This is a genomic window from Allobosea sp. BE125 (assembly GCF_031456075.1).
Classification (GTDB): domain Bacteria; phylum Pseudomonadota; class Alphaproteobacteria; order Rhizobiales; family Beijerinckiaceae; genus Allobosea.
Map to the genome: position 1 here is coordinate 24,365 of NZ_JAVDTY010000016.1, position 22,002 is coordinate 46,366.

Genomic DNA, 22,002 nt, shown 5'->3' on the forward strand with positions numbered 1-22,002 from the left:
GTCAGCGCACGCTTCCAAATCTGAGCCCGCTCGCGACGATGCGTCGGAACAGCCCGTCCAGCGCTCCGGCGAACAGGATGATGACGCCGCCGATGACCACGACCATGTCGCGGGTGATGCTCGGCTTGTCGAAGGAAAGCTCCGCTCCGCCCTGATAGAGCACGCCGAACAGCAGCGCCGCGAGCCCGACGCCGACCGGATGGCCGCGCCCCATCAGCGCGACCGCGATGCCGACGAAGCCATAGCCGGCGGTGAAATCGAGCAGCAGTCGGTGCTGCACGCCCATGACCTCGTTGACGGCAAGGCCGCCGGCGAGCGCACCCGAGATCGCCATCGCGACCATGATGATCCGCGCCGGCGAAATGCCGGCATAGGCGGCCGCGCGCGGATTGGCCCCGACCGTGCGGATCGCGTAACCTAGCCGCGAGCGATAGATCAGCGCCCAGACCGCGACGAGCGCGGCCAGCGCCAGCAGGAAGGCGCTGTTCAGCGGCGTCGCCGGCAGCTTGAGGCCGAGCGGCGCGAGCAGTTCATGCATCGGCGTCAGGATAGCGTGGCGGGCGAACTCCGGTGTCTCGGCTTGCATCGAGCCGGGCTTTCCGATGACCTCGACCAGCAGGTAGACGCTGAGCGTCGCGGCGATGAAATTGAACATGATCGTGGTGATGACGACATGGCTGCCGCGCGTTGCCTGGAGCCAGCCGGGAATGAAGCCATAGAGCGCGCCGCCCGCCGCCGCCGCGAGGATCGCCAGCGGCACGAGCAGGATGCCGGGCAGGGGCGCAAGCCAGAGGCAGGCGAGCGCGACGAAAATACCGGCGATCGTCGCCTGTCCCTCGCCGCCGATATTGAACAGCCCGGCATGGAAGGCGACCGCGACGGCAAGCCCGGTGAAGATGAAGTTCGTGGTGTAGTAGAGCGTGAAGCTGACGCCCTCGGCGCTGCCCAGCGCGCCGCGCAGCAGCAATGTCGTCGCCTCCAGCGGGCTCTCGCCGATGCCGATCACGACGAGGCCTGCAACGACGAGGGCTGCCGCGACGGAAACGAGCGGAACCAGGCCGGCGTCGGCCCAGCGCGGGAGGTCGATGGGGGTGGCGCTCATGCTGCCTCGCTCACGCCGGCCATCAGCAGCCCGAGATCGCGCTCGTCGGCTGTCTCCGCCGCCCGTTCGCCCGTGATCCGTCCACCGCACATGGCGAGGATCCGGTCGGACAGCGCCATCACCTCCTCCAGCTCCACCGAGACCAGCAGGATCGCGACGCCGGCATCGCGCAGCGCGATCAATCGGCGATGGATGAACTCGATGGCGCCGATATCGACGCCGCGCGTCGGCTGGCCGACGAGCAACACCTTTGGCGCGTGCTCGATCTCGCGGGCGAGCACGATCTTTTGCTGGTTGCCGCCGGAGAACTTCGCCGTCTTCAACGCTGGGTCGGGCGGGCGCACGTCATAGGCCGCAAAGGCCGCGCGCGCATGGGCTTCGATTGCCGCGGGCGACAGGAAGGGGCCGGGTCCGAAGGCGGGCTCGTCATGATAGCCGAGGATCGCGTTCTCGGCGGCCGAGAAGGCGGTGACGAGCCCGGCCCTCTGCCGGTCCTCGGGGATATGCATCACTCCGAGCTTGCGCAGGCGGGCGGGGCTGCGCTCGGTCGCGTTGAGGATCTGCCCGTTCAACCGGATCACGCCGCGCGAGGGCTGGATCAGCCCGGCCAGTACCTCGAGCAATTCGCTCTGGCCGTTGCCGGCGACACCGGCGATGCCGACGATCTCGCCGGCATGCAGCGTCAGGCTTGCGTCCTTGAGTGTCTCGCAGTTGCGCTCATCGACATAGGACAGCCCGGCGATCTCCAGCACGGCCGGGCCAGGCTGGCGCGGCTGCTTCTCGACCCGCAGCAGCACGCGCCGGCCGACCATCGCCTCGGCCAGGGCGGCCGGCGAAGTCTCGGCCGTTGCGACATGCGCGACCATCTCACCGCGCCGCATCACCGAGACCCTGTCGGTCACGTCCATGATCTCGCGCAGCTTGTGCGTGATCAGGATCACGGTCTTGCCCTGGGTCTTCAACGCCTTGAGCAGGGAAAAGAGCTGGTCGGCTTCCGGCGGCGTCAGCACGGCGGTGGGTTCGTCGAGGATCAGGATATCGGCACCGCGATAGAGCGCCTTCAGGATCTCGACGCGTTGCTGCAGGCCGACGGAGAGATCGCCGACGATGGCGTCCGGGTCGATGACGAGGCCGTATTCCTGCGAGAGCCGCGCGAGCTCGGCCCGCGCCTTGGCGAGCCCGCCTTTCAGCCAGGCGCCGCCCTCGGCTCCGAGCACGATGTTCTCGATGACGGAGAGCGTCTCGACCAGCATGAAATGCTGGTGGACCATGCCGATGCCGGCCGCGATCGCCTCACCCGGGGAGCGGATCTTGCGCGGTGCGCCCGAAACCCTGATTTCGCCGGAATCGGCCTCGTAGAAGCCGTAGAGGATCGACATCAAGGTCGATTTGCCGGCCCCGTTCTCCCCGACGATGCCGTGGATCGAGCCCGCAGTGACCTTGAGCGATACGTCCTTATTGGCCTGGACCGATCCGAAGCGCTTCGAGATGCCGATCAGCTCGATGGCGGCGGCCGGTTTCACGGCAGAAGGCGGGGGCTCCGTCACAGCGCGATCACCAAGCCGTCATACGCCCGCTCCTCGGGCAAGGGCTCGCGATGCGCGAGCATCGAGACGCCCATATGCGTCAGCACGATTCGTGCCGTCTTGAGCTCTGCGCGGTGTGAGGTCAGCGTTTCGTAGTCGAGATGGTTGGCGAGCTTGATGTCCCATGTGTAGCACTCGACCAGCAGCATATCGGCCCCGGCTGCGAGCGGGATCAGCGCCTCGGTCCAGGCCGTGTCGCCGGAAAAGGCGAAGACCTTGCCGCCATGGGCCAGCCGGTAGCCCTGGCAGGGGCCGGCGCGCTCGTCATGCACCATCGGGAAGGCGGTGACGTCGATCCCGGCGAGCGGTGCGGGGCTCTCGGGCGTGATTTCGACGTAACGGATCGGGAAGCGCCAGGCATTGGTCGCGGCGCCCGGGAAATCAGCGTCGAGCGCATGCAACGCCCGGTGCTCGACACCGAGCGGCCCCGCGATCACCAGCGGCTCCTTGCGGCGCGAGACGAATTGCGCGTCGAGCAGGAAGGCCGGCAGGCCGCCGAAATGGTCGCCATGGAAATGCGTGAACAGCAGCGTCGAAATACCGTTGCGCTCGATGCCGGCCTTGTTCAGCGCGACCAGGCTGGACGCGCCGCAATCGAGCAGCATGCGCTCTCCGCCCGCCTCGACATGCAGGCAGCTGTTGAAGCGCCCGCCGGAGCCGAAGGCGTCGCCCGAGCCGAGGATGGTGATGTTCATGGGATGTATGCTTCGGTACGCGATCCCGGATCGCGCCGCGATTCCCGCGTCGCGTCCGGGATGACCTTCGCTGTCGCGAAGATCACATCGTGCACTTCGAATCCGACATGTAGTCGTGCACCTTCACGGCCCCGCTGATGATGTCGGCCTTGGCCTTGTCGGCCGCGGCCTTCATCTCGGGCGTGATCAGCGCCTTGTTGGCGTCGTCGAGCGCCCAGCCGACGCCGTCCTCCTTCAGCCCCAGCACCGAGATGCCGGGCTTCCAGGTGCCGTCGCGCGCCGCTTTGAAGGAGGCATAGGCCGCCACATCGACACGCTTCAGCATCGAGGTCAGCACCTTGCCGGGCTGCAGGCCGTTCTGGTTGGAATCGACGCCGATGCCGAGCTTGCCGGCGTCGGCGGCGGCGCGCAGCACGCCGATGCCGGTGCCGCCCGCCGCGTGGTAGATCACGTCGGCGCCGCGGTCGATCTGCGACTTGGCGAGTTCGCCGCCCTTGACCGGGTCGTTCCAGGCCGAGGGCGTCGAGCCGGTCATGTTTTGGAAGATCTCGGCGTCCTTCTTGGCCGCCTTGACGCCCTGGACATAGCCGCAGGCGAATTTGCGGATCAGCGGAATATCCATGCCGCCGACGAAGCCGACCTTGTTGGTCTTCGAGGCCATGCCGGCCAGGAGCCCGACGAGATAGGAGCCCTCATGCTCCTTGAACACGACCGACTGCACATTCGGCAGTTCGACGACCATGTCGATGATGGTGAATTTCAGGTCCGGGAATTCGGACGCGACCTTCTGCAGGGCGGTTGCCTGCGAGAAGCCGACGGCGATGATCGGCGAATTGCCGTCGCGGGCGAAGCGGCGCAGCGCCTGCTCGATCTGGGCCTCGTTGGTCGGCTCGAAATCGCGGAACTCGACGCCGGTCTCGGCCTTGAACTTCTCCGCACCGATATAGGCGGCCTCGTTGAAGGATTTGTCGAACTTGCCGCCCTTGTCATAGACGACCGCCGGCTTGATCGCTTGCTGAGCCATCGCGGCCACGGCCGAAAGGGCGACGCCGGCAAGCGCGAGCGCGAGAGATTTCAACCGCATGGATCATTCCCCTGTTCGATCATTGGGGCGGTTTTCCCACCCTGTCTGGGCTCACGATGGCATGGCTTGGCGACGCGGCCAAGCCGGGACCGCGCCATGATCCTGCGGCCGTCCTTCGCGGCGATTGCAGGAGCAGCAGGATCGGCTTAACCCTAGGGGATGAGCCTGAACGATGCTGAGATCGAGCGCTATGCCCGCCATCTGGTGCTGCCGGAGATCGGCGGGCCGGGCCAGAATCGGCTGAAGAATGCCCGGGTCCTGGTCATTGGTGCGGGCGGCCTGGGTGCGCCGTTGCTGCAATATCTGGCGGCGGCGGGCATCGGCAAGATCGGCATCGTCGACGACGACATCGTCTCGCTCTCCAATCTGCAACGCCAGACCATTTTCAGCACCGCCGACATCGGCGAGCACAAGGCCGTTGTCGCGGCCGAGTTCATCCGCGGGCTCAATCCCAACGTTGTGGTCGAGGAGCATGTCGTCCGCATCGATCCGCACAATGCCCGCGCGCTGATCGCCTTCTACGACATCATCGCCGAAGGCTCGGACAATTTCGCCACGCGCTATGCCGTCTCGGATGCCTGCTTCCATGAGCGGCGACCGCTGGTTACCGCCGCGCTTGGCCGTTTCGACGGTTCGCTGACGACGATCCGGGCGCATGAGGCCGGCCCCGACGGCAAGCCCAACCCGACCTATCGCTGCCTCTTTCCGCAGGAACCGCCGCCCGGCACGGTCGCGCCCTGCGCCGAGGCCGGCGTGCTGGGCGCGCTCGCAGGCGTGATGGGCTCGCTGATGGCGCTGGAGGTGGTGCGCGCCGTCACCGGCTTCGGCGAATCGCTGGTCGGCAAGCTCCTGCTCGTCGACGCGCTGACGATGCGCTTCGAGACGATGCGCTATGGCTGGGATGCGGGGAATCCGCTGAATGGCACAACGCGGTAGCGTTGGGGCCAGCGGGAGGACAGGAGCAAGCGGATGGCGGGTGGCTTGAACGGAGGATGCCGCTGCGGCGCGGTGCGCTATCGCCTCGCCGTCGAGCGTCTGCCGTCCAGCTATGCCTGCCATTGCCGCGATTGCCAGACATGGACGGGCAGTGCGTTCAGCCAGCAGGTCGTCGTGGCGGACGATCTGCTGAGCCTGGCTGGGCCCGTCGACCTCTATGAGCTGACCTCGCCGAGCGGCCGCGTCTCACGCCAGCGCGCCTGCGGAACTTGCCATACCCGAATCTACAACACCAACAGTGCCCGGCCGGGTCTCGCGATTATACGGGCGGGCACGCTCGATGAGAGCGACGCGCTGGATGTCGTGGCCCATATCTGGGTGAAGCGGAAACAGCGCTGGATATCGATACCCGACACTGTGCCGAGCTGGCCGGAAGCCGCTCCGCTCGCCGAACTCACCGAGGCTTTGACGCAAGCCTGAGGGATGGCGGTTGAATGCCATCCGCGCAGGCGCTGGTTTTACCGCTTCGCCTCGATCACATCCCACAGCTGCGCCGCCAGATCCGGTCCGCCGAGCTTCTTGATCGCGCGCACACCGGTCGGCGCCGTCACATTGATCTCGGTCAGGTTGCCGCCGATCACGTCGATGCCGACGAGCAGCAGGCCGCGCTCGCGCAGCGTCGGGCCGATGGCCTCGCAGATCTCGAGTTCGCGCTTCGACAGATCGGTCGGCCTGGCCGCGCCGCCGCGCACCATATTGGCGCGCAGATCACCCACCGCGGGCACCCGGTTGACCGCGCCCGCCGCCTTGCCGTCGATCAGGATGATGCGCTTGTCGCCCTCCGAGACCTCCTTCATGAAGCGCTGCACGACCCAGGGCTCGCGGAAGATGCCGGCGAAAAGGTCGTAGAGCGAACCGAAATTCGGGTCGTCCTTGCCGGTCTTGAACACGGTCGCGCCGCCATGGCCGTAAAGCGGCTTCATCACGATCTCGCCGAATTCGTCGCGGAACGCCTCGATCTCGGCCTTGTCGCGGGTGATCAGCGTCTGCGGCATCAATTCGGGAAAATGCGTGACCAGGATCTTTTCGGGTGCGTTGCGCACCTCGGTCGGGTTGTTGACCACAAGCGTCTTGGGGTGGATGCGCTCGAGCAGATGCGTCGTCGTGACATAGGCCATGTCGAAGGGCGGATCCTGGCGCAGCAGCACGACGTCGAGCGTCGAGAGATCGATGCGCTCCTCGGTGCCCGCCGTGAAATGGTCGCCCTCGACATCGCGCACAGTGACCGGCCTGATCCGGGCCGTGACCTTGCCATCGCGCAGCGAGAGCTTATCCGGTGTGTAGGTGTAGAGCGTATGCCCGCGGCCTTGAGCCTCCAGCATCAGCGCGAAGCCGGTATCGCCGGCGATGCGGACGCGCTCGATCGGGTCCATCTGGATGGCGACGTTCAGGGTCATGGAAGAGCGCTCCGATTGTGTAGCGCGCCCTTATCGACCGGCGCGCACCGCATCGGCAAGTGGGATGCCTTGCGTTACAAGACAAGCTCGAAGACGGCTGGCACATGGCGCGGCCAGCGCCGGGGCGCGAGAAAGACCGCGTCGGCCCGCAAATGATGCTCCATCGCCCAGGGGTTTTGTGCGAGCCATTGCCGGATTCGCGCCTCGACGAGCCGGCGCTTCTGCGGCGTGATGGCACCGAGCGCATCCTCCAGCGCGCCGCGCGCCTTGACCTCGACGAAGGCGATGGTGCGGCCGCGCTTGACGATGAGGTCGATCTCGCCGCCCTTGCCGCCGAAGCGCCGCGCCAGCAGCCGGTAGCCCTTCATGGAGAGCCAGAGGATCGCCAGCCATTCCGAGCGTCTGCCGGTCGCGCCCGAGCGCTTTGCGCGAGTGCTGCGGCGAGCGCTGCGGGCTGCGTCTCTCAAGGCTCCTCGCGGGTCAACTCGAGCGCGCGGGCGTAGATCTTGCGGCGCGGCTGACCGGTCTGCGCCGCGACCTGCGCCACCGCCTCCTTCAGCGAGACATCGGCCAGCGCGGCGCGCAGCCTTTCGTCGATGACGTCGCCGGCCGGCGTCAGCTCCTCAGCCCCGGGCGGGCCGATGATGACGACGATCTCGCCGCGCGCCTCCTCCTCGCTGTCATAATGGCTGGCGAGTTCGGCGAGCGGGCCGCGCCGGACATTCTCGTAATATTTGGTCAGTTCGCGCGCCACGGCGGCGGGCCTCGCGCCGAGCACGGCAGCGGCGTCGCCCAGCATCTCGGCGAGGCGGCGTGGCGATTCGAAGAAGACCAGCGTGCCGGGAATCGCGGCGAGCTCGGTCAGGCGCCCGCGCCGCGCCGCGGCCTTGGGCGGCAGGAAGCCCTCGAAGAAGAAGCGGTCGGTCGGCAGCCCCGCCAGCACCAGCGCCGCCAGTACGGCGGAGGGGCCGGGGATACCGGTCACCGGCAGGCCCTCCGCCACGACATCGGCGACGAGCTTGTAGCCGGGGTCGGAGACCAGCGGCGTGCCGGCATCCGAGATCAAGGCGAGCCGGCCGCCCTCGCGCAGTTTCGCCAGCACTTTCGGGCGCATCAGCGCGGCGTTGTGCTCGTGATAGGGCAGGAGCGGCGTCGAGATGCCGTAATGCGCCAGCAGCGTCTTTGAAGTCCGGGTGTCCTCGGCGAGCACCGCATCGGCGGCCGCCAATGTCGCCAGGGCGCGGAAGGAGATGTCGCGCAGATTGCCGATCGGCGTCGCGACGATGTGCAGCCCGGGCGCGAGCGGCTCGGCCTCGGCCTTGAGCCCGAAAGCTGTGTAGCGGGGAGAGCGGGGTGTGGAGGGTTGGGTCGACATGGGTTGCACGCTGCCACAAGCGCTCGGCTTTCGCCACGGCCGCAGCCCGCGGAAGAGCTGATCGGGGAGGCGCAACTCAGAGTTAACAACTTGAAAATACCATGGCGGACTGGCAGGAAAGCCCGACGGTCGGGGGACTGCGTCATCGGGTGGCTTCTCGCCGCACCGGTTCATAAGTTTTAGGTCCAGAGTTCGGCTCATGACTGGAGATCGCCCCGTGTTGCGCCCCTGGCACCTCGCTCCGATCTTGTCTCTGCGCACCCCGGCGCTGGCGGTCTTCGCCTCGCTTGCGCTCGCCGCCTGCAGCGGTGGTCCCTCGGGCATGCCGGGCTTCGACACGGGCTCCCCGGGAGCAGCCCAGGGCCAGCCGGCGAGCTCCGGCCAGACGATCGGCAATGGCAAGGTCAAGGTCGGCCTCATCCTGCCGCTGACGGCGGAAGGGCAGGGCGCCGTGGTCGGCAATTCGCTGCGCAACGCGGCCGAGATGGCGCTCGCCGAATTCCCCGGCGCCGACCTGACCTTGCTGGTCAAGGATGATCGCGGTACGCCGGAGGGCGCGCAGGCGGGAACCCAGGAGGCTCTGCGCGAGGGCGCGGAGCTGATCATCGGCCCGCTCTTCGCGCCTTCCGTCCAGGCTGCGGCGCAGGTTGCGCGCTCCGCCAATCGCCCGGTCATGGCCTTCTCCAGCGACAGCAATGTCGCGACGCGCGGCGTCTACCTGCTCTCCTTCCCGCCCGAGAACGACGTCAACCGCGTCATCGCTTACGCCTCGGCGCAAGGTAAGAAATCCTTCGCCGCGCTGGTGCCGGACACCGCCTATGGCAAGGTCGTCGAGGCCGCCTTCCAGCAGGCCGTCGCCGATCGCGGCGCCCGCACCGTGGCGATCGAGCGCTTCAGTGGCGACGCCAACAGCATGCGCGCCGCGGTCGGCAGGCTTGCTCCGTCGCTGCCGCAGGCCGACGCGCTGTTCGTGCCGGCCGCCGCCGACACCATGCCGGCGCTCGGCCTCGCCTTGCAGCAGGGCGGGTTCGACCCGGCCAAGGTCAAGCCGCTGGGCACTGGCGTCTGGAACGACGGTGCCGTTGCGCGCGTTGCGGCGATCCAGGGTGGCTGGTTCGCCTCGCCCGACACGGCCGGCTTCAACGCCTTCGCCGGGCGCTACCAGCAGCGCTTCAACAGCGCCCCGACCCGCACCGCGACCCTGGCCTATGACGCCGTCTCATTGGCCGCTGCGCTTGCCCGTACGCAAGGGTCACAGCGCTTCTCGGAAGCCGTGCTGACCAACGCCTCGGGCTTTGCGGGCGCCGACGGCGTCTTCCGCTTCCGCCCTGATGGCCAGAACGAGCGCGGGTTGGCGGTGCTGGAGCTGCGCAATGGCCAGATCGTCACGGTCAACGCCGCCCCGCGCGATCTCGGGCCGAGGACGCAGTAAGCCTTCGCGTCATGCTCGGGCTTGACCCGAGCATCTCGTGACAGAGATTCTCGGGTCAAGCCCGAGAATGACGGCGCTTCACGCCGCCAGATCAGCCACCAGCGCGTTGAGCAGCAATGCGCCGTCGGGTGTCGACGCAAGCTTGCCGCCGGGCTTTCGGGTCAGCAGCCCATCCAGGATCAGGCTCGTGACGCGGGGTTCGCGCAAACTCCGCCCGGACAGGGCCTTGAACACGGCCGGATCGATGCCCTCGACCAGCCTCAGCCCCATCAGCAGGTACTCGTCGCCCTGGGCCTCGGCGTTCAGCAGCTCGTCCTCGACCAGCGCATGCCCTTCCGCCTCGACGCGGGTCAGCCAGGCCTCCGGGCTCTTTTCGGTCGAATGCGCCATGCGGCCCTGCGCCGTCACCAGCCGGCCATGCGCGCCGGGCCCGATGCCGGCATATTCGCCATAGCGCCAATAGACCAGATTGTGCCGGCATTCGGCGCCGGGCTTGGCGTGGTTCGAGATTTCGTAGACCGGCATGCCGTGCTTGGCCGTGATCTCCTGCGTGACTTCGTAGAGCGCTGCTCCCGCCTCGTGATCGGGGATCGCGAGCTTGCCGGCCTTGAATAGCCGTTCGAACGCCGTGTCGGGCTCGATGGTGAGCTGGTAGAGCGAGAGATGCTCGGCTGCATGGCTGATCGCGAGTTCGAGCTCGGCGCGCCACAAGGCCGGTGTCTGCCCGACCGAACGGGCATAGATCAGGTCGAAGGAATAGCGCTCGAAATATTTGCGCGCGATCGCGACAGCATCCAACGCTTCCTGCGTCGAATGCATCCGGCCGAGCGCCTTGAGGTCGGCGTCGTTCAGCGCCTGCACGCCGAGCGAAACGCGGTTGACGCCGGCTGCGCGGAAATCCTGGAAGCGCCCCGCCTCGACGCTGGTCGGGTTTGCCTCCAGCGAGACCTCGCAATGGGGATCGATGGCCCAATGCTCGCCGATCGCATCGAGGATCGCACCGACCGTACGGCCCTCCATCAGGGACGGCGTGCCGCCGCCAAAGAAGATCGAGGAGACTGTGCGGCCGGGCGTGAGCTCTGCACGATGGGCGATCTCGCGCCGGAAGGCCGCGAAATAGCGCGCCTGGTCGGGCGGCGCATGCCGGACATGGGAGTTGAAGTCGCAATAGGGGCATTTGGCCAGGCAGAACGGCCAATGCACATAGACCGCGAAACCGGCATCCGCGGTGGGGTGCAGGATCGCGCCTGGCCGCTCGGTGAAGGCGGCCGCGTTGGTCATGAGGGCTTCCTCAGGCAGGCGGCGGCGAGCTCGTGGAAGGCGCGCGCGCGATGCGAGAGCCCGGCCGAACCATCCTCGGGAATGCCGTGCTTTTCGTGCGTGGCCATCTCGCCGAAGGTTTTGGCGTGGCCGTCCGGTCGGAAGATCGGGTCATAGCCGAAGCCGCCGAGCCCGCGCGGTGCATCGACGATCTCGCCGAAAACCCGGCCCTCGAACAGTTCCTGATGCCCGTCGGGCCAGGCGATCACCAGCGCCGAGACGAAATGCGCCCGGCGCTTGTCGGGCGTGGTCGCGCCGCGCTTGGACAGCTCGACTTGTACGCGGGCGAGCGCCGGGGCGAAGTCCTTGCCCGGACCGGCCCAATTGGCCGAGAACAGGCCTGGGGCGCCGTCGAGCGCGTCGATGCAGATGCCGGAATCGTCGGAGAGCGCCGGCAGGCCCGACGCCTTGGTCGCGGCGACGGCCTTGATCGCGGCGTTCTCGGAAAACATCATGCCGTCCTCGACCGGCTCGGGCAGGCCGAGCTCGCCGGCCGAGACCAGTTCGATGCCGTAGGGCCCGAGCAAATCGCGCATCTCGCGCAGCTTGCCCTGGTTATGGGTCGCGATCACGACCTTGCCGGTGAGGAGGCGGTGGCTGGTCACGGTCTTTGCCTCTTCATCTCTAGGGACTGCCGCTGTCCGGTGGTGTTCCGACACTCGCGGCGTGGTCTGTAGTGCCGGATGGGGCAGCCAATCGGGACGGCTTTCGGCGTGGTTTGATCTCAGCTCGAAAGGCCAGAACAATGACAGCTCCGACGATGACAAGGCCGACCACAACTCCTGAAAGCGTCGTCAGCCAATCCATCGTCGCCTCCTGCCCTTAAGCCACCGCCGCCTTCTGCAACGCCACGAGCTTGCTCACGCCGCCCTTGGCGAGCTTGAGCAGGGCCAGGAGTTCCTCCTCCGAGAAGGGCGCGCCTTCGGCCGTTCCCTGCACTTCGACAAGGCCACCGCCGCCGGTGATGACGAAGTTCGCGTCGGTCTGCGCGCCGGAATCCTCGATATAGTCGAGATCGAGCACCGGATTGCCGGCGACGATGCCGCAGGAGATCGCCGCGACATGGTCCTTGAGCGGGTTGGAGCCCTTCAGCATCCCGCGCCCTTCCATCCATTTCAGCGCGTCATGCAGCGCGACCCACGCCCCGGTGATCGAGGCCGTGCGGGTGCCGCCATCGGCCTGGAGCACGTCGCAATCGACCACGATCTGGCGCTCGCCGATCGCGGTCAGGTCGACCACGGCGCGAAGTGAGCGCCCAACCAGCCGCTGGATTTCCTGTGTGCGGCCGGAGGGCTTGCCGGAGGTGACCTCACGGCGATTGCGCTCATGCGTCGCGCGCGGCAGCATCGCATATTCGGCTGTGACCCAGCCCTTGCCGGTGCCGCGCAGCCAGGGCGGACCCTTTTCTTCCACCGTCGCGGCGCAGAGCACCCGCGTCTCGCCGAAGGTGACCATGCAGGAGCCCTCGGCATAGCGCACCACGCCGCGTTCGAGCGTGACCTTGCGCATTTCGTCGGCCGCGCGTTTGGAGGGTCGCATGGGAGCATCCTGATTGTTCGAAGTTGGCGGCTTGTAAGCGGTTGAGCCGGGGGCGGCAAGGCAAGAGCGCTTGCGCCTTGGACTTGTAGGGCTGTCCGCTCCGTCATTGCCCCCGCTGCGTGCTCTTGATCCTGCGCGTCTCATCGAGAAATCTCGTCTTGAGCAAAAAAGAGGTATGCTGCCTCCATGACGTCCCATACGCCGCGCCCTGAATCCCCCGGCGGCCTGATCGAGACCGATCAGCGCTCGCGCGAGATTTTCCGCCAGATCATCGACGGCTACCTCACCACCGGGGAGCCGGTCGGCTCGCGCAACATCGCCCGCCTGCTGCCGATGACGCTTTCGCCCGCGACCGTGCGTAACGTCATGACCGATCTCGAACTGGCCGGGTTGATCTACGCGCCGCACACCTCCGCGGGGCGCCTGCCGACGGAACGAGGCCTGCGCTTCTTCGTCGATGCGATGATGGAGGTCGGCAATCTCACCTCCGACGAGCGCACCCGCATCGAGGCGCAGATGAGGGCCGCCGCCACGAACCGTACGCTGGATGCGACGCTGACAGAGGCCTCGGCCCTGCTCTCGGGCCTCTCGCGCGGTGCCGGCGTCGTCGTCACCACCAAGGCCAATGCCCGCCTCAAGCATATCGAATTCGTCCGGCTCGATCCTGCTCGTGCGCTCGTCGTGCTGGTGGCCGATGACGGCACGGTCGAGAATCGGCTGCTCGCCTTGCCGCCCGGCCTGCCGGCCTCGGCGCTGACGGAGGCCGCGAATTTCCTCAACGCCCGCATCATGGGCAAGACGCTGGGCGATCTGCGCCGCGAGATCGCCGAGCACCGCGCAGAGATGGAAGGCGAGCTCGATGCGCTGACCGCCAAGCTCGTCGAGAGCGGGATCGCGACCTCGTCGGGCCCCTCGACCGACCGCCATCTGATCGTGCGCGGCCAGGCCAATCTGCTGGAGGATCTGAAGGCGCAGGAGGATCTCGAGCGCATCCGCCTGCTCTTCGGCGATCTCGAGACGCAGACCGATGTCATCGATCTGCTCTCCCGGGCCGAGGCCGGCGACGGCGTGCGCATCTTCATCGGCTCCGAGAACAAGTTGTTCTCGATGTCGGGCTCTTCGATGGTGGCCGCGCCCTTCCGCGACGCTGAGCAGCGCATCGTCGGCGTCGTCGGCATCATCGGCCCGACAAGGCTGAACTACGCCCGCATCGTGCCGATGGTCGACTACACCGCCAAGGTGGTCGGGCGGCTGCTCGACGGCGGGCGGTGATGCGTGCCGGCTGCCTGCGTGCAGCGCTTTTGGGTTTGATGCTGATGACGAGCGCTGCCGCTGCAGGGCCTGCATTGATCGATGCCGCAGCCGCAGGACGCGCCGACGAGGTGGCCAGGCTCGTCGCGGACGGGGCTCCGCTCGACGCACAGGATTCGCAGGGCCGTTCCGCCCTTCTGCTGGCCGTCGCCGGAAACCATGTCGCGACCGCCAAGGCCCTGCTTGATGCCGGTGCGAGCCCGAATACGCCGGCCGCAAATCGCGACACGCCCTGGCTCCTGGCCGGAGCGTTGGGGCGTGCCGAGATCATAGCAGTGATGCTGCTGCGCAAGCCCGACCTGACCATCCGCAACCGCTATGGCGGCAACGCCTTGATTCCAGCCTGCGAGCGCGCTCATGTCGAGGCCGTGAAGCTGCTGCTGACCAGCGGCATCGACCTCGATCACGTCAATGATCTCGGCTGGACCTGCCTGCTGGAAATCGTGATCCTCGGTGATGGCGGCCCGCGCCATCAGCAGGTGGCAAAGCTCGTGCTCGATGCCGGCGCCAATCCCAGCCTCGCCGACAAGGATGGCGTGTCGCCGCTCGCCCATGCCCGCCAGAGGGGCCAGCGCGCCGTGGCGGCGCTTATCGAGCAGGCCGGCGGCGGCTGAACCCGCTCGATTTGGCATCGTCGCCGGTTCGCGCTACCTCTGCCGCCAACGCGGCCTTCCTGCCGCCCGAAATCTGCACGTCAAGGCTTTATCAGATGACCGACACGCTCCCCGACCGTCTCTCCTCGAACCCCAACAGCCCGCATTACAATGAGGAGCTGCTCGCCCGCGATATCGGCGTGCGCTTCAAGGGCGTCGATAAGACCAATGTCGAGGAGTATTGCGTCAGCGAGGGCTGGGTGCGCCTCACCGCCGGCAACGCCAAGGACCGCTTCGGCAATCCGATGACGGTGAAGCTCAAGGGCGAGGTCGAGCCCTATTTCCGCCAGGCCGCGCCCGAGGCCTGAGAAGCTCAGCCGATCGTCTTGTAGAAGAAGGTCGAGCCGCAATCGCGGCCGTCCGGCATCAGGGCGAAGCGGGGAATCGTGCCGAGTTCGGTCCAGCCGAGGCGGCCATAGAGCCGCCGGGCAGCGCCGGCCTCGTCGGTGTCGAGCACCAGAAGCGTGCGTCCCGCCTGCCGCGCGGCCTCCTCGGCCGCAAGCATCAGCTTCTCGCCCAGGCCCTGACGCCGCGCGCAGGAATGCACCAGCACCTTGGCGATCTCGGCGCGGTGCGGCTGGTTGGGCTTGCCGATCAGCTGAAGCTGCGCCGTGCCGACGATCTCCCCGGCCAACCTTGCGATCAGCAGCACCGTGCGGCCAGCGCCGACCTCGTCGATGACCCCGGTCCAGAAGCCGCGGTAATCCTCCGGCGTATTCCACACCATGAAGCCGACAGAGGCCCCGTTCGCGACGCTGTCGCGCAGGATCTCGACCAGCGCCGGGATGGCGTTGCTGGCGGCCTCCGGGGCGAGCGTTTCGATCACGATGGCATCAACCGGCATCAGTTTCATCCTTTGGGCGGCGTTCAGCCGGAGGTGGTCAGCACGACGGCATAGCGGGCGGGCGCGCTGCCGGGGTTGTGGTAGGCGATCGGCCCGTCGAGCAGCATCTGCAGGCAATCTCCCGCCGCCAGCCGGTGCTCGACGCCACCAAGCGTGACCACCATCTCGCCGGCCAGAACCCAGACCTGCTGGTCGAGCCGATGGGCGCTGCGCGGTGCGTCGAGCAGGACGCGCCCGCCCGCCGGCATCTCGACATCGACGATCTCGATCCCCGAGCCTGTTCCTGCGGGAGAGACGTTGCGCCGGACATAGCCGCTGGCCGGATCGGTCCAGACCGGCTGATCGGCGCGCCGCGCGAGCGGGCCGGCATGGCCCTCGTCGCGAAACAGGACCGAGAGAACAATGCCGAGGCCGGCGCAGATCCGGTCCAGCAGCGCGGCCGTCGGGCTCGATTCGCCCCGCTCCACCCGCGAGATCATCGCGCGGCTGACGCCCGAGCGTTCGGCCAGCATGTCGAGCGTCAGGCTGCGGCTCTGGCGCAGCGCCTTGATGCGCGCGCCGAGCCGCTGATCGAGTTCGAGGTCATCCATCATTTCCATGATACGGAGAATTATTCTACTATATGAGAACGTCAAGCCCAAACACGGGCCTTCGTCGTCGCTTGCTTCTGACGCAGCGTGAACTCGGCTTTCACCACATTTCCAAGTCTGGTCGCCGCGACAGGCCGCGTTTTCGGAAAGATTCAGGAATCCGCGCTTTGATGAGCCTCAAACGACGCTCTTGAAGGGCGCGGGTCGCGAAAGAAGCGACACGGGGGAAGCGGCCATGAATCGCGGTCTTGAACTTCTCGGGCGTTCCGTCGTCGGGTTCATCACCCGCGGCAAGCCGGAAGCCCGCCCGGTCGACGCCAAGGCGCTGGCCCGGTTGCAATCGGCGTTGCGGCCGGGCGATGTCCTGTTGGTCGAAGGCAGCATGAAGGTCTCGGCCGCGATCAAGTATCTGACGCAATCGACCTGGTCGCATGCGGCTCTTTACGTCGGGGAGACCGGGCAGTTCAGCGAGCAGGGCGAGCCGCTGGTGCTGGCCGAGGTCGAGATGGATGTCGGCTGCGTGCTCTCGCCGCTGTCGAAATATGGCGCTTTCGGCACCCGCATCTGCCGTCCCCAGGCGCTTGACCGCGAGGGCCGCGCCATTGTCGTCGATTATGTGCTGGAGCGGCTCGGCACCCAGTACGACCTCAAGAACATCCTCGATCTGATGCGCTGGCTGATCCCGATCCCCTGGGCCCCGCCATCATGGCGCCGGCGCATGATCGCGCTGGGCTCGGGCGATCCGACGCGGGCGATCTGTTCCACCCTGATCGCACAGGCTTTTGAGGCGGCGCGTTATCCCGTGCTGCCGACCGTCGAATATGCGCAGGCGATGGACGAGGAGGATTTCGAGGAGATCCTGCATATCCGGCACCATTCGCTCTACATGCCGCGCGATTTCGACATCTCGCCCTATTTTGCAGTCGTGAAGCCGACGCTGGAGAGTGGCTTCGACTATCGCGCCCTGACCTGGGCGCGGGAGCCCTGCCCGGCCCAGCAGCAACTTGCCGCGGCGGAATAGTCGCAAACGCCGCAAACCCTTGGCGGCAAACCCTTGGCGCAATGCGGCATCGCTGCTATTGCGCGCCCATGAGCACCCGCAGTTTCGACAACATCCGCAATTTCTCGATCGTGGCGCATATCGACCACGGCAAATCGACGCTGGCCGACCGGCTGATCCAGACCACCGGCACGGTGGCGGCGCGCGACATGAGCGAGCAGATGCTCGACTCGATGGATATCGAGAAAGAGCGCGGCATCACCATCAAGGCCCAGACGGTGCGGCTCGACTACCGCGCCCAGGATGGCAAGGATTACATCCTGAACCTGATGGACACGCCCGGCCATGTCGACTTCGCCTATGAGGTCTCGCGCTCGCTGGCGGCCTGCGAAGGTTCGCTCCTGGTCGTCGACGCCTCGCAGGGCGTCGAGGCGCAGACGCTCGCCAATGTCTATCAGGCGCTCGATGCGGGCCATGAGATCGTCACGGTCTTGAACAAGATCGACCTGCCTGCCGCCGAGCCCGAGCGCATCAAGCAGCAGATCGAGGACGTGATCGGGCTCGACGCCTCCGAGGCCGTGCCGATCTCGGCCAAGACCGGCATCAATATCGAGGGTGTTCTGGAGGCGATCGTCACCAGGCTGCCGGCGCCCAAGGGTGACATCGATGCGCCGCTGAAATGCCTGCTGGTCGATTCATGGTACGACGCCTATCTCGGCGTCGTCGTGCTGGTGCGCGTCATCGACGGCGTGCTGAAGAAGAACATGACGATCCGCATGATCCGGGCCAATGCCGCCTATGGCGTCGACCGCGTCGGCGTGTTCAAGCCCAAGATGCAGGAGGTCAAGGAACTCGGCCCCGGCGAGGTCGGCTTCTTCACCGCCTCGATCAAGGAGGTCGCCGACACCGCGGTCGGCGACACCATCACCGACGACAAGCGCCAGACGCCGAACCCGTTGCCCGGCTTCAAGCCGGTGCAGCCGGTGGTGTTCTGCGGCATCTTCCCCGTCGATGCGGCCGATTTCGAGGTGCTGCGCGCTGCCATGAGCCGGCTGCGCCTGAACGATGCCAGCTTCTCCTATGAGATGGAGACCTCGGCGGCGCTCGGCTTCGGCTTCCGCTGCGGCTTCCTGGGGTTGTTGCATCTGGAAATCATCCAGGAGCGGCTGGAGCGCGAGTTCAACCTCAACCTGATCTCGACCGCGCCGTCTGTGGTCTACCATCTCAATCTGCGCGACGGCTCGGTGCTGGAACTGCACAATCCGGCCGATATGCCCGATGTGATGAAGATCGAGACGATCGAGGAACCCTGGATCAAGGCGACGATCTTCACGCCGGACGAATATCTCGGCTCGGTCTTGAAGCTCTGCCAGGACCGTCGCGGCGTCCAGACCGATCTCAGCTATGTCGGCTCGCGCGCCAAGGTGGTCTACGATCTGCCGCTGAACGAGGTCGTGTTCGATTTCTACGACCGGCTGAAGTCGATCTCGAAGGGCTACGCCTCCTTCGACTACGCCATCACCGACTATCGCGAGGGCGACCTCGTGCGCATGTCGATCCTGGTCAATGCCGAGCCGGTCGATGCGCTCTCGATGCTGGTGCATCGCTCGCGCGCCGACGCGCGCGGCCGCGCCATGTGCGAGAAGCTCAAGGAGCTGATCCCGCCGCACATGTTCCAGATCCCGGTGCAGGCGGCGATCGGCGGCAAGATCATCGCCCGCGAGACCATCCGCGCCCTGCGCAAGGACGTCACCGCCAAATGCTATGGCGGCGACGCCACCCGCAAGCGCAAGCTTCTGGAGAAGCAGAAGGAAGGCAAGAAGAAGATGCGGCAATTCGGCAAGGTCGAAATCCCGCAGGAAGCCTTCATCGCCGCGCTGAAGATGGACAGCTGAGGCGCTACGGCAACCGTATGCGGCCTCTGGGACAATCTGCCCTCAAGTGAAGAAGTCCTTGGGGATGCTGAGGAACCAAGTGCTGTCATAGCGCTTGAGCGTCGATGTGTCGTCGCGAAACGCCTGCTTAAGGCGGGCATTGACCTCCGGGTTGAAGAGCGGGCCCGAAATCTTCGGTAGCGCTAGCGCCTCGTCCGTATTGAGGCTTGGTCCGGACACGATCGTATCGAAGGACCGGCTCGATGCATTCTGAACGATCGTTGGTTTTCCCTGACGGTATTTGAGGCTGAAGTTCCAGGTCGTCGCCCAGCGCAAGCCGGCGATCGGTTCGAGGTCGTGCCCCGTCTTCTTCCTCTCGCAAAGCAGCGCGTGGAACGAGAGCACGTATTTGACCGAGTGCAGGTAGTTCTTGATCGCGTTGCTGCCCTTGAAGTCGGGGTTCTTGTTGATCATCGTCAGTGGGAAGACGAGGTTGGGATGGTCCTGCTGCGGACAGGTGATCGTGCCATCCGCCGCGCGTTTTTCCCGGGCCAAGGCATCGGGCGCGCTCCAGGGACGATGGGTCGTGCTGCCGTCTGGCAAGGTGGTGGCGTCGAGGCCAAGCTCGACGCTGATTGAACCCAGCGCCGGCTTCTCACCGGCATAGGTCGCGAAAAAGGTCCCGAAGAGCGCGGTTTGCGAGTAGCCGTATTCGAAATCGTCGGCCTTGGCGCCGGCCTTGAGCTTGAAACTACTTGCCCCACTCCAGGCGGCGCCCGTGATGATGTCCTCGATTTTCCTCCCAGCCTCCAACCCGGCAAGTTCAGACCGTTTGCAGCCTTGCGTGAGATGCAGCACCGCGAAGTTCGGCGTGAAGTCCAGTGCTGGTTTGGCAAGGTTAGTGGTGAAGTTGTGCTTCAGCGTGGAAAGCTCGACACTGCTAGCGACCATGGCTGGATCTTCCGCGGGTGTGGCGAGAGAGGTGACCGTCAAACTGCCCAATGCTTCAGCCGGCCCGCGCTGGCGCGGCTGAACGGCACGATGCCATTGGCCCGTTCCAACGCGAAGATTTCGGCGTCGAGCACCGTGATGGTCATGATCCCGACGATGTCATCGGGTTTTGTCTGGTAGCTGCGATTGATGACCTGCCGTTTCGTCTTGTAGTTCAACACCGCCGCGGCGGTTGTTTTGCCGTAGGCCTCGGCATCGATCTCGGCCTGTGCGATTGCTGCCTTTTCCAGCACGAGCAGCGCGTATTGGAGCAGGGCGACGAATTCGCCCTTCTGGCCTGCCGTGACATGGCTTGAGTTGCTCGTCGAGCATGCATTCAGCCGCGCATTGCCGGAGAACAGTCGGCTTCTCAGCATGACGGCCTCATTCCGACGGTTCCGTTACGGAAATCTAACATCGCGAGCAGCTCGCACGCGGTCAAGCGGCGAGTTCGGCTTCACCGACTTCGTTGCTGAAGCCTTTTGAGCGAAGTGGGCACTTTCGCGTAAAGAAAACGCGTTGAGGCAAAGAGCATCTAGAGTATGGCGCCCAAACCCCGCAGCTCGGCGCGCAGGTCCATCGGCTCGACGAAGTGCACGGCCTTCATGCCGACGGCACGCGCCGCTTCGATATTCTTGCGGCTGTCGTCGATGAAGATGCAGTCGGGCGCGCTCAGGGCATAGCGTTCCAGCAGCGTGCGGTAGATCGCGATATCCGGCTTGATCAGGCCTTCATGCGCCGAGACGATGGCGCCGTCGAAGCTTTGCAGGAAGGGGAAGCGGATCAGGCATTCCGCCCATTTCTCGCGCGAGAAATTGGTGATGGCGTAGACCTTTTCGCCCTTTGCCTTGAGTTCGGCGAGCAACGCGACATTGTCCTCGATCACGCCGGGCACGGTCTCGTGCCAGCGTTCGTCGAAGGCCTTGATCTCGCGCGTCCATTCGGGATGGGCCGCGATCAGGAGCGCCACGGCCTCTTCCCAGGAGCGGCCGCGATCCTGCTCGATGTTCCAGGCGGCAGTGCAGACATTCTGCATGAACCAGTCGAGCTTGGCGGGATCGGGAATCAACTCGCGATAGAGCAGCCGCGGATCCCAGCGGAGCAGGACGTTGCCGACATCGAAGACGACGGTGGGATTCTTGGCAGGCGGATTCTTGGCAGGCGGATTCTCGGCGGGCATGGTTCGGTCCATCGACAGGTATTGCGGAATGGGCGAAGCGTTCACGCCCTTGTGTGCAGACGTGCAAGACAGAGGCAAGGGCAGTCGCGTATCTGCAAGGGGCGAACGGCAAGCGGGAGAATGGCGTGGACGGATGGCTGCCATGGCTGGATCGGCAGGGGCGGTTCTCGGCCTTGCGTGCGCTTGCTTTCGCGCTGGTGCTCGTGCCGGCCTTGATCCTGGCCTATGAGGCCTGGACCGGCCAGCTCGGCTCGAAACCCTGGACGCGGGCGGTGCACGATACCGGCACCTGGGCGATCCGATTGCTCCTGGTCACGCTCGCAGTCTCGCCGCTCCGGAAGATTCTCGACTGGGGCAAGCTGATCGGCATCCGCCGGATGCTCGGCCTCTCCGTGCTGGCCTACGCGGCAGGGCATCTGACGCTCTATTGCATCGACCTCGCCTTCGACTGGGGCCTGATCGTCTCCGAGATCGTCAAGCGCTTCTATCTGACGATCGGCTTCACCGCGCTGCTGGGCCTGACCGCGCTAGGCGTCACCTCGACCGACGGCATGATTCGCCGGATGGGGGCGAAGAACTGGCAGCGCCTGCACAACCTCGTCTACCTGATCACCGGCCTCGGGCTGCTGCATTTCGCCCTGCAGTCGAAGATCGACGTCACCCAGCCGGCGCTGCTGAACGGGCTCTTCGCCCTGCTCTTGCTCTATCGCGGGCTGAATCGATTGAAGATCGCGATGACCACCCCGGTCTTGATCGCGGCAGCGCTTCTGACCGGGCTCGCCACGGCGCTCTGCGAGACGGCCTGGTATGCCTTGACGAGCGGTGTCTCGGCTTGGGACGTCTTCCAGGCCAATGCCGATGTGGTGGTCTATCAGGATCTCGGCTTCCTGCGGCCGGGGCATTGGGTGGCGCTGGTCGGGCTTGCCGTTGCGGCCGTTCATGCCTGGCGGGCTCCAGTGGCCAAGCCGCGCCGGGCGCGCCGCAGCGATGGTGTTCCGGCTCAGACGGGTGCTTGAAGGCGGAGCCGAGCTTTC

The 22,002-nt window shown here is 66.2% G+C and carries 24 protein-coding genes; 9 read left to right on the forward strand and 15 right to left on the reverse strand.

The window, feature by feature from the left end:
- Position 1 precedes the first annotated feature (1 nt).
- The 4 genes from J2Y55_RS27305 to J2Y55_RS27320 all read right to left on the reverse strand — a co-directional run bounded on the left by J2Y55_RS27305 (position 2) and on the right by J2Y55_RS27320 (position 4,461).
- Entirely contained in the window at positions 2-1,102 is a 1,101-nt protein-coding gene (locus tag J2Y55_RS27305) for an ABC transporter permease (protein WP_310159690.1), read from the reverse strand.
- Positions 1,099-2,625 carry an ABC transporter ATP-binding protein gene (locus tag J2Y55_RS27310; protein WP_310159692.1) on the reverse strand — a complete coding sequence of 509 codons (1,527 nt, stop codon included), beginning with the start codon at positions 2,623-2,625 and terminating at the stop codon, positions 1,099-1,101. Before J2Y55_RS27310 ends, J2Y55_RS27305 begins: the two co-directional genes overlap by 4 nt.
- Positions 2,626-2,645: 20 nt before the next feature.
- Complete coding sequence (locus J2Y55_RS27315; RefSeq protein ID WP_310159694.1) at positions 2,646-3,383, reverse strand: MBL fold metallo-hydrolase; 738 nt, start codon at positions 3,381-3,383, stop codon at positions 2,646-2,648.
- 82 nt (positions 3,384-3,465) lie between these two features.
- Positions 3,466-4,461, reverse strand: a complete 996-nt coding sequence (locus J2Y55_RS27320) for a BMP family lipoprotein (protein ID WP_404979053.1) — start codon at positions 4,459-4,461, stop codon at positions 3,466-3,468.
- 165 nt (positions 4,462-4,626) lie between these two features.
- On the opposite strand from J2Y55_RS27320, the gene J2Y55_RS27325 reads away from it, so the two are divergent.
- Positions 4,627-5,403 carry a HesA/MoeB/ThiF family protein gene (locus tag J2Y55_RS27325; protein ID WP_310159696.1) on the forward strand — a complete coding sequence of 259 codons (777 nt, stop codon included), beginning with the start codon at positions 4,627-4,629 and terminating at the stop codon, positions 5,401-5,403.
- 33 nt (positions 5,404-5,436) lie between these two features.
- Complete coding sequence (locus tag J2Y55_RS27330) at positions 5,437-5,883, forward strand: GFA family protein (protein ID WP_310159698.1); 447 nt, start codon at positions 5,437-5,439, stop codon at positions 5,881-5,883.
- Between the two features lie 38 nt (positions 5,884-5,921).
- Here the strand turns inward: J2Y55_RS27330 and gshB are convergent, their stop codons facing one another.
- From gshB to rsmI, 3 genes are all read right to left on the reverse strand, one after another.
- A complete protein-coding gene (gene gshB / locus J2Y55_RS27335; RefSeq protein WP_310159701.1) occupies positions 5,922-6,860 on the reverse strand; it encodes a glutathione synthase in 939 nt (312 codons plus the stop codon).
- A 74-nt stretch (positions 6,861-6,934) separates the two neighbouring features.
- Entirely contained in the window at positions 6,935-7,327 is a 393-nt protein-coding gene (locus tag J2Y55_RS27340; RefSeq protein WP_310159703.1) for a YraN family protein, read from the reverse strand.
- Positions 7,324-8,235 carry a 16S rRNA (cytidine(1402)-2'-O)-methyltransferase gene (gene rsmI / locus J2Y55_RS27345; protein WP_310159705.1) on the reverse strand — a complete coding sequence of 304 codons (912 nt, stop codon included), beginning with the start codon at positions 8,233-8,235 and terminating at the stop codon, positions 7,324-7,326. Before rsmI ends, J2Y55_RS27340 begins: the two co-directional genes overlap by 4 nt.
- Positions 8,236-8,434: 199 nt before the next feature.
- Between rsmI and J2Y55_RS27350 the strand changes: the two genes are divergently transcribed.
- The gene (locus tag J2Y55_RS27350) at positions 8,435-9,667 is read left to right on the forward strand and encodes a penicillin-binding protein activator (protein ID WP_310159708.1); all 1,233 of its coding nucleotides are present in this window, start codon (positions 8,435-8,437) and stop codon (positions 9,665-9,667) included.
- Between the two features lie 78 nt (positions 9,668-9,745).
- On the opposite strand, the gene hemW is transcribed toward J2Y55_RS27350, so the two are convergent.
- The 3 genes from hemW to rph form a co-directional block, all read right to left on the reverse strand.
- Positions 9,746-10,948, reverse strand: a complete 1,203-nt coding sequence (gene hemW / locus J2Y55_RS27355) for a radical SAM family heme chaperone HemW (protein WP_310159709.1) — start codon at positions 10,946-10,948, stop codon at positions 9,746-9,748.
- Entirely contained in the window at positions 10,945-11,592 is a 648-nt protein-coding gene (locus J2Y55_RS27360; protein WP_310159711.1) for a non-canonical purine NTP pyrophosphatase, read from the reverse strand. The genes hemW and J2Y55_RS27360 overlap by 4 nt, the downstream gene beginning before the upstream one ends.
- Positions 11,593-11,809: 217 nt before the next feature.
- The gene (rph, locus tag J2Y55_RS27365) at positions 11,810-12,526 is read right to left on the reverse strand and encodes a ribonuclease PH (RefSeq protein ID WP_310159713.1); all 717 of its coding nucleotides are present in this window, start codon (positions 12,524-12,526) and stop codon (positions 11,810-11,812) included.
- A 186-nt stretch (positions 12,527-12,712) separates the two neighbouring features.
- On the opposite strand from rph, the gene hrcA reads away from it, so the two are divergent.
- The 3 genes from hrcA (at position 12,713) to J2Y55_RS27380 (ending at position 14,798) form a co-directional block, all read left to right on the forward strand.
- Positions 12,713-13,798: a heat-inducible transcriptional repressor HrcA gene (gene hrcA / locus J2Y55_RS27370; RefSeq protein WP_310159714.1), complete on the forward strand. Its 1,086-nt coding sequence runs from the start codon at positions 12,713-12,715 to the stop codon at positions 13,796-13,798.
- A gap of 44 nt (positions 13,799-13,842) precedes the next feature.
- Positions 13,843-14,451: an ankyrin repeat domain-containing protein gene (locus J2Y55_RS27375; protein WP_310159717.1), complete on the forward strand. Its 609-nt coding sequence runs from the start codon at positions 13,843-13,845 to the stop codon at positions 14,449-14,451.
- 95 nt (positions 14,452-14,546) lie between these two features.
- A complete protein-coding gene (locus tag J2Y55_RS27380) occupies positions 14,547-14,798 on the forward strand; it encodes a DUF3297 family protein (RefSeq protein WP_092171487.1) in 252 nt (83 codons plus the stop codon).
- Positions 14,799-14,803: 5 nt separating this feature from the next.
- Here J2Y55_RS27380 and J2Y55_RS27385 read toward each other — a convergent pair whose 3' ends face one another.
- Both J2Y55_RS27385 and J2Y55_RS27390 read right to left on the reverse strand, forming a co-directional pair.
- Positions 14,804-15,334 carry a GNAT family N-acetyltransferase gene (locus J2Y55_RS27385; RefSeq protein ID WP_310159719.1) on the reverse strand — a complete coding sequence of 177 codons (531 nt, stop codon included), beginning with the start codon at positions 15,332-15,334 and terminating at the stop codon, positions 14,804-14,806.
- A gap of 23 nt (positions 15,335-15,357) precedes the next feature.
- On the reverse strand, positions 15,358-15,924 hold the full coding sequence (locus J2Y55_RS27390; RefSeq protein ID WP_310159721.1) for a helix-turn-helix domain-containing protein: 567 nt from the start codon (positions 15,922-15,924) through the stop codon (positions 15,358-15,360).
- A 235-nt stretch (positions 15,925-16,159) separates the two neighbouring features.
- Here J2Y55_RS27390 and J2Y55_RS27395 point away from each other — a divergent pair, with 235 nt between their 5' ends.
- Both J2Y55_RS27395 and lepA read left to right on the forward strand, forming a co-directional pair.
- Positions 16,160-16,945, forward strand: a complete 786-nt coding sequence (locus tag J2Y55_RS27395) for a YiiX/YebB-like N1pC/P60 family cysteine hydrolase (protein ID WP_310159722.1) — start codon at positions 16,160-16,162, stop codon at positions 16,943-16,945.
- Between the two features lie 68 nt (positions 16,946-17,013).
- Positions 17,014-18,819, forward strand: a complete 1,806-nt coding sequence (gene lepA, locus J2Y55_RS27400) for a translation elongation factor 4 (RefSeq protein WP_310159723.1) — start codon at positions 17,014-17,016, stop codon at positions 18,817-18,819.
- A 42-nt stretch (positions 18,820-18,861) separates the two neighbouring features.
- Here the strand turns inward: lepA and J2Y55_RS27405 are convergent, their stop codons facing one another.
- The 3 genes from J2Y55_RS27405 to J2Y55_RS27415 form a co-directional block, all read right to left on the reverse strand.
- On the reverse strand, positions 18,862-19,749 hold the full coding sequence (locus tag J2Y55_RS27405; protein WP_310159724.1) for a hypothetical protein: 888 nt from the start codon (positions 19,747-19,749) through the stop codon (positions 18,862-18,864).
- A 38-nt stretch (positions 19,750-19,787) separates the two neighbouring features.
- Positions 19,788-20,165, reverse strand: coding sequence for a hypothetical protein (locus J2Y55_RS27410; protein WP_310159725.1), 378 nt, complete (start codon positions 20,163-20,165; stop codon positions 19,788-19,790).
- Between the two features lie 158 nt (positions 20,166-20,323).
- A complete protein-coding gene (locus J2Y55_RS27415) occupies positions 20,324-20,968 on the reverse strand; it encodes an HAD family hydrolase (protein WP_310159727.1) in 645 nt (214 codons plus the stop codon).
- A 125-nt stretch (positions 20,969-21,093) separates the two neighbouring features.
- Between J2Y55_RS27415 and J2Y55_RS27420 the strand changes: the two genes are divergently transcribed.
- Complete coding sequence (locus J2Y55_RS27420; protein WP_310159729.1) at positions 21,094-21,984, forward strand: protein-methionine-sulfoxide reductase heme-binding subunit MsrQ; 891 nt, start codon at positions 21,094-21,096, stop codon at positions 21,982-21,984.
- The last annotated feature ends 18 nt before the right edge of the window (positions 21,985-22,002 follow it).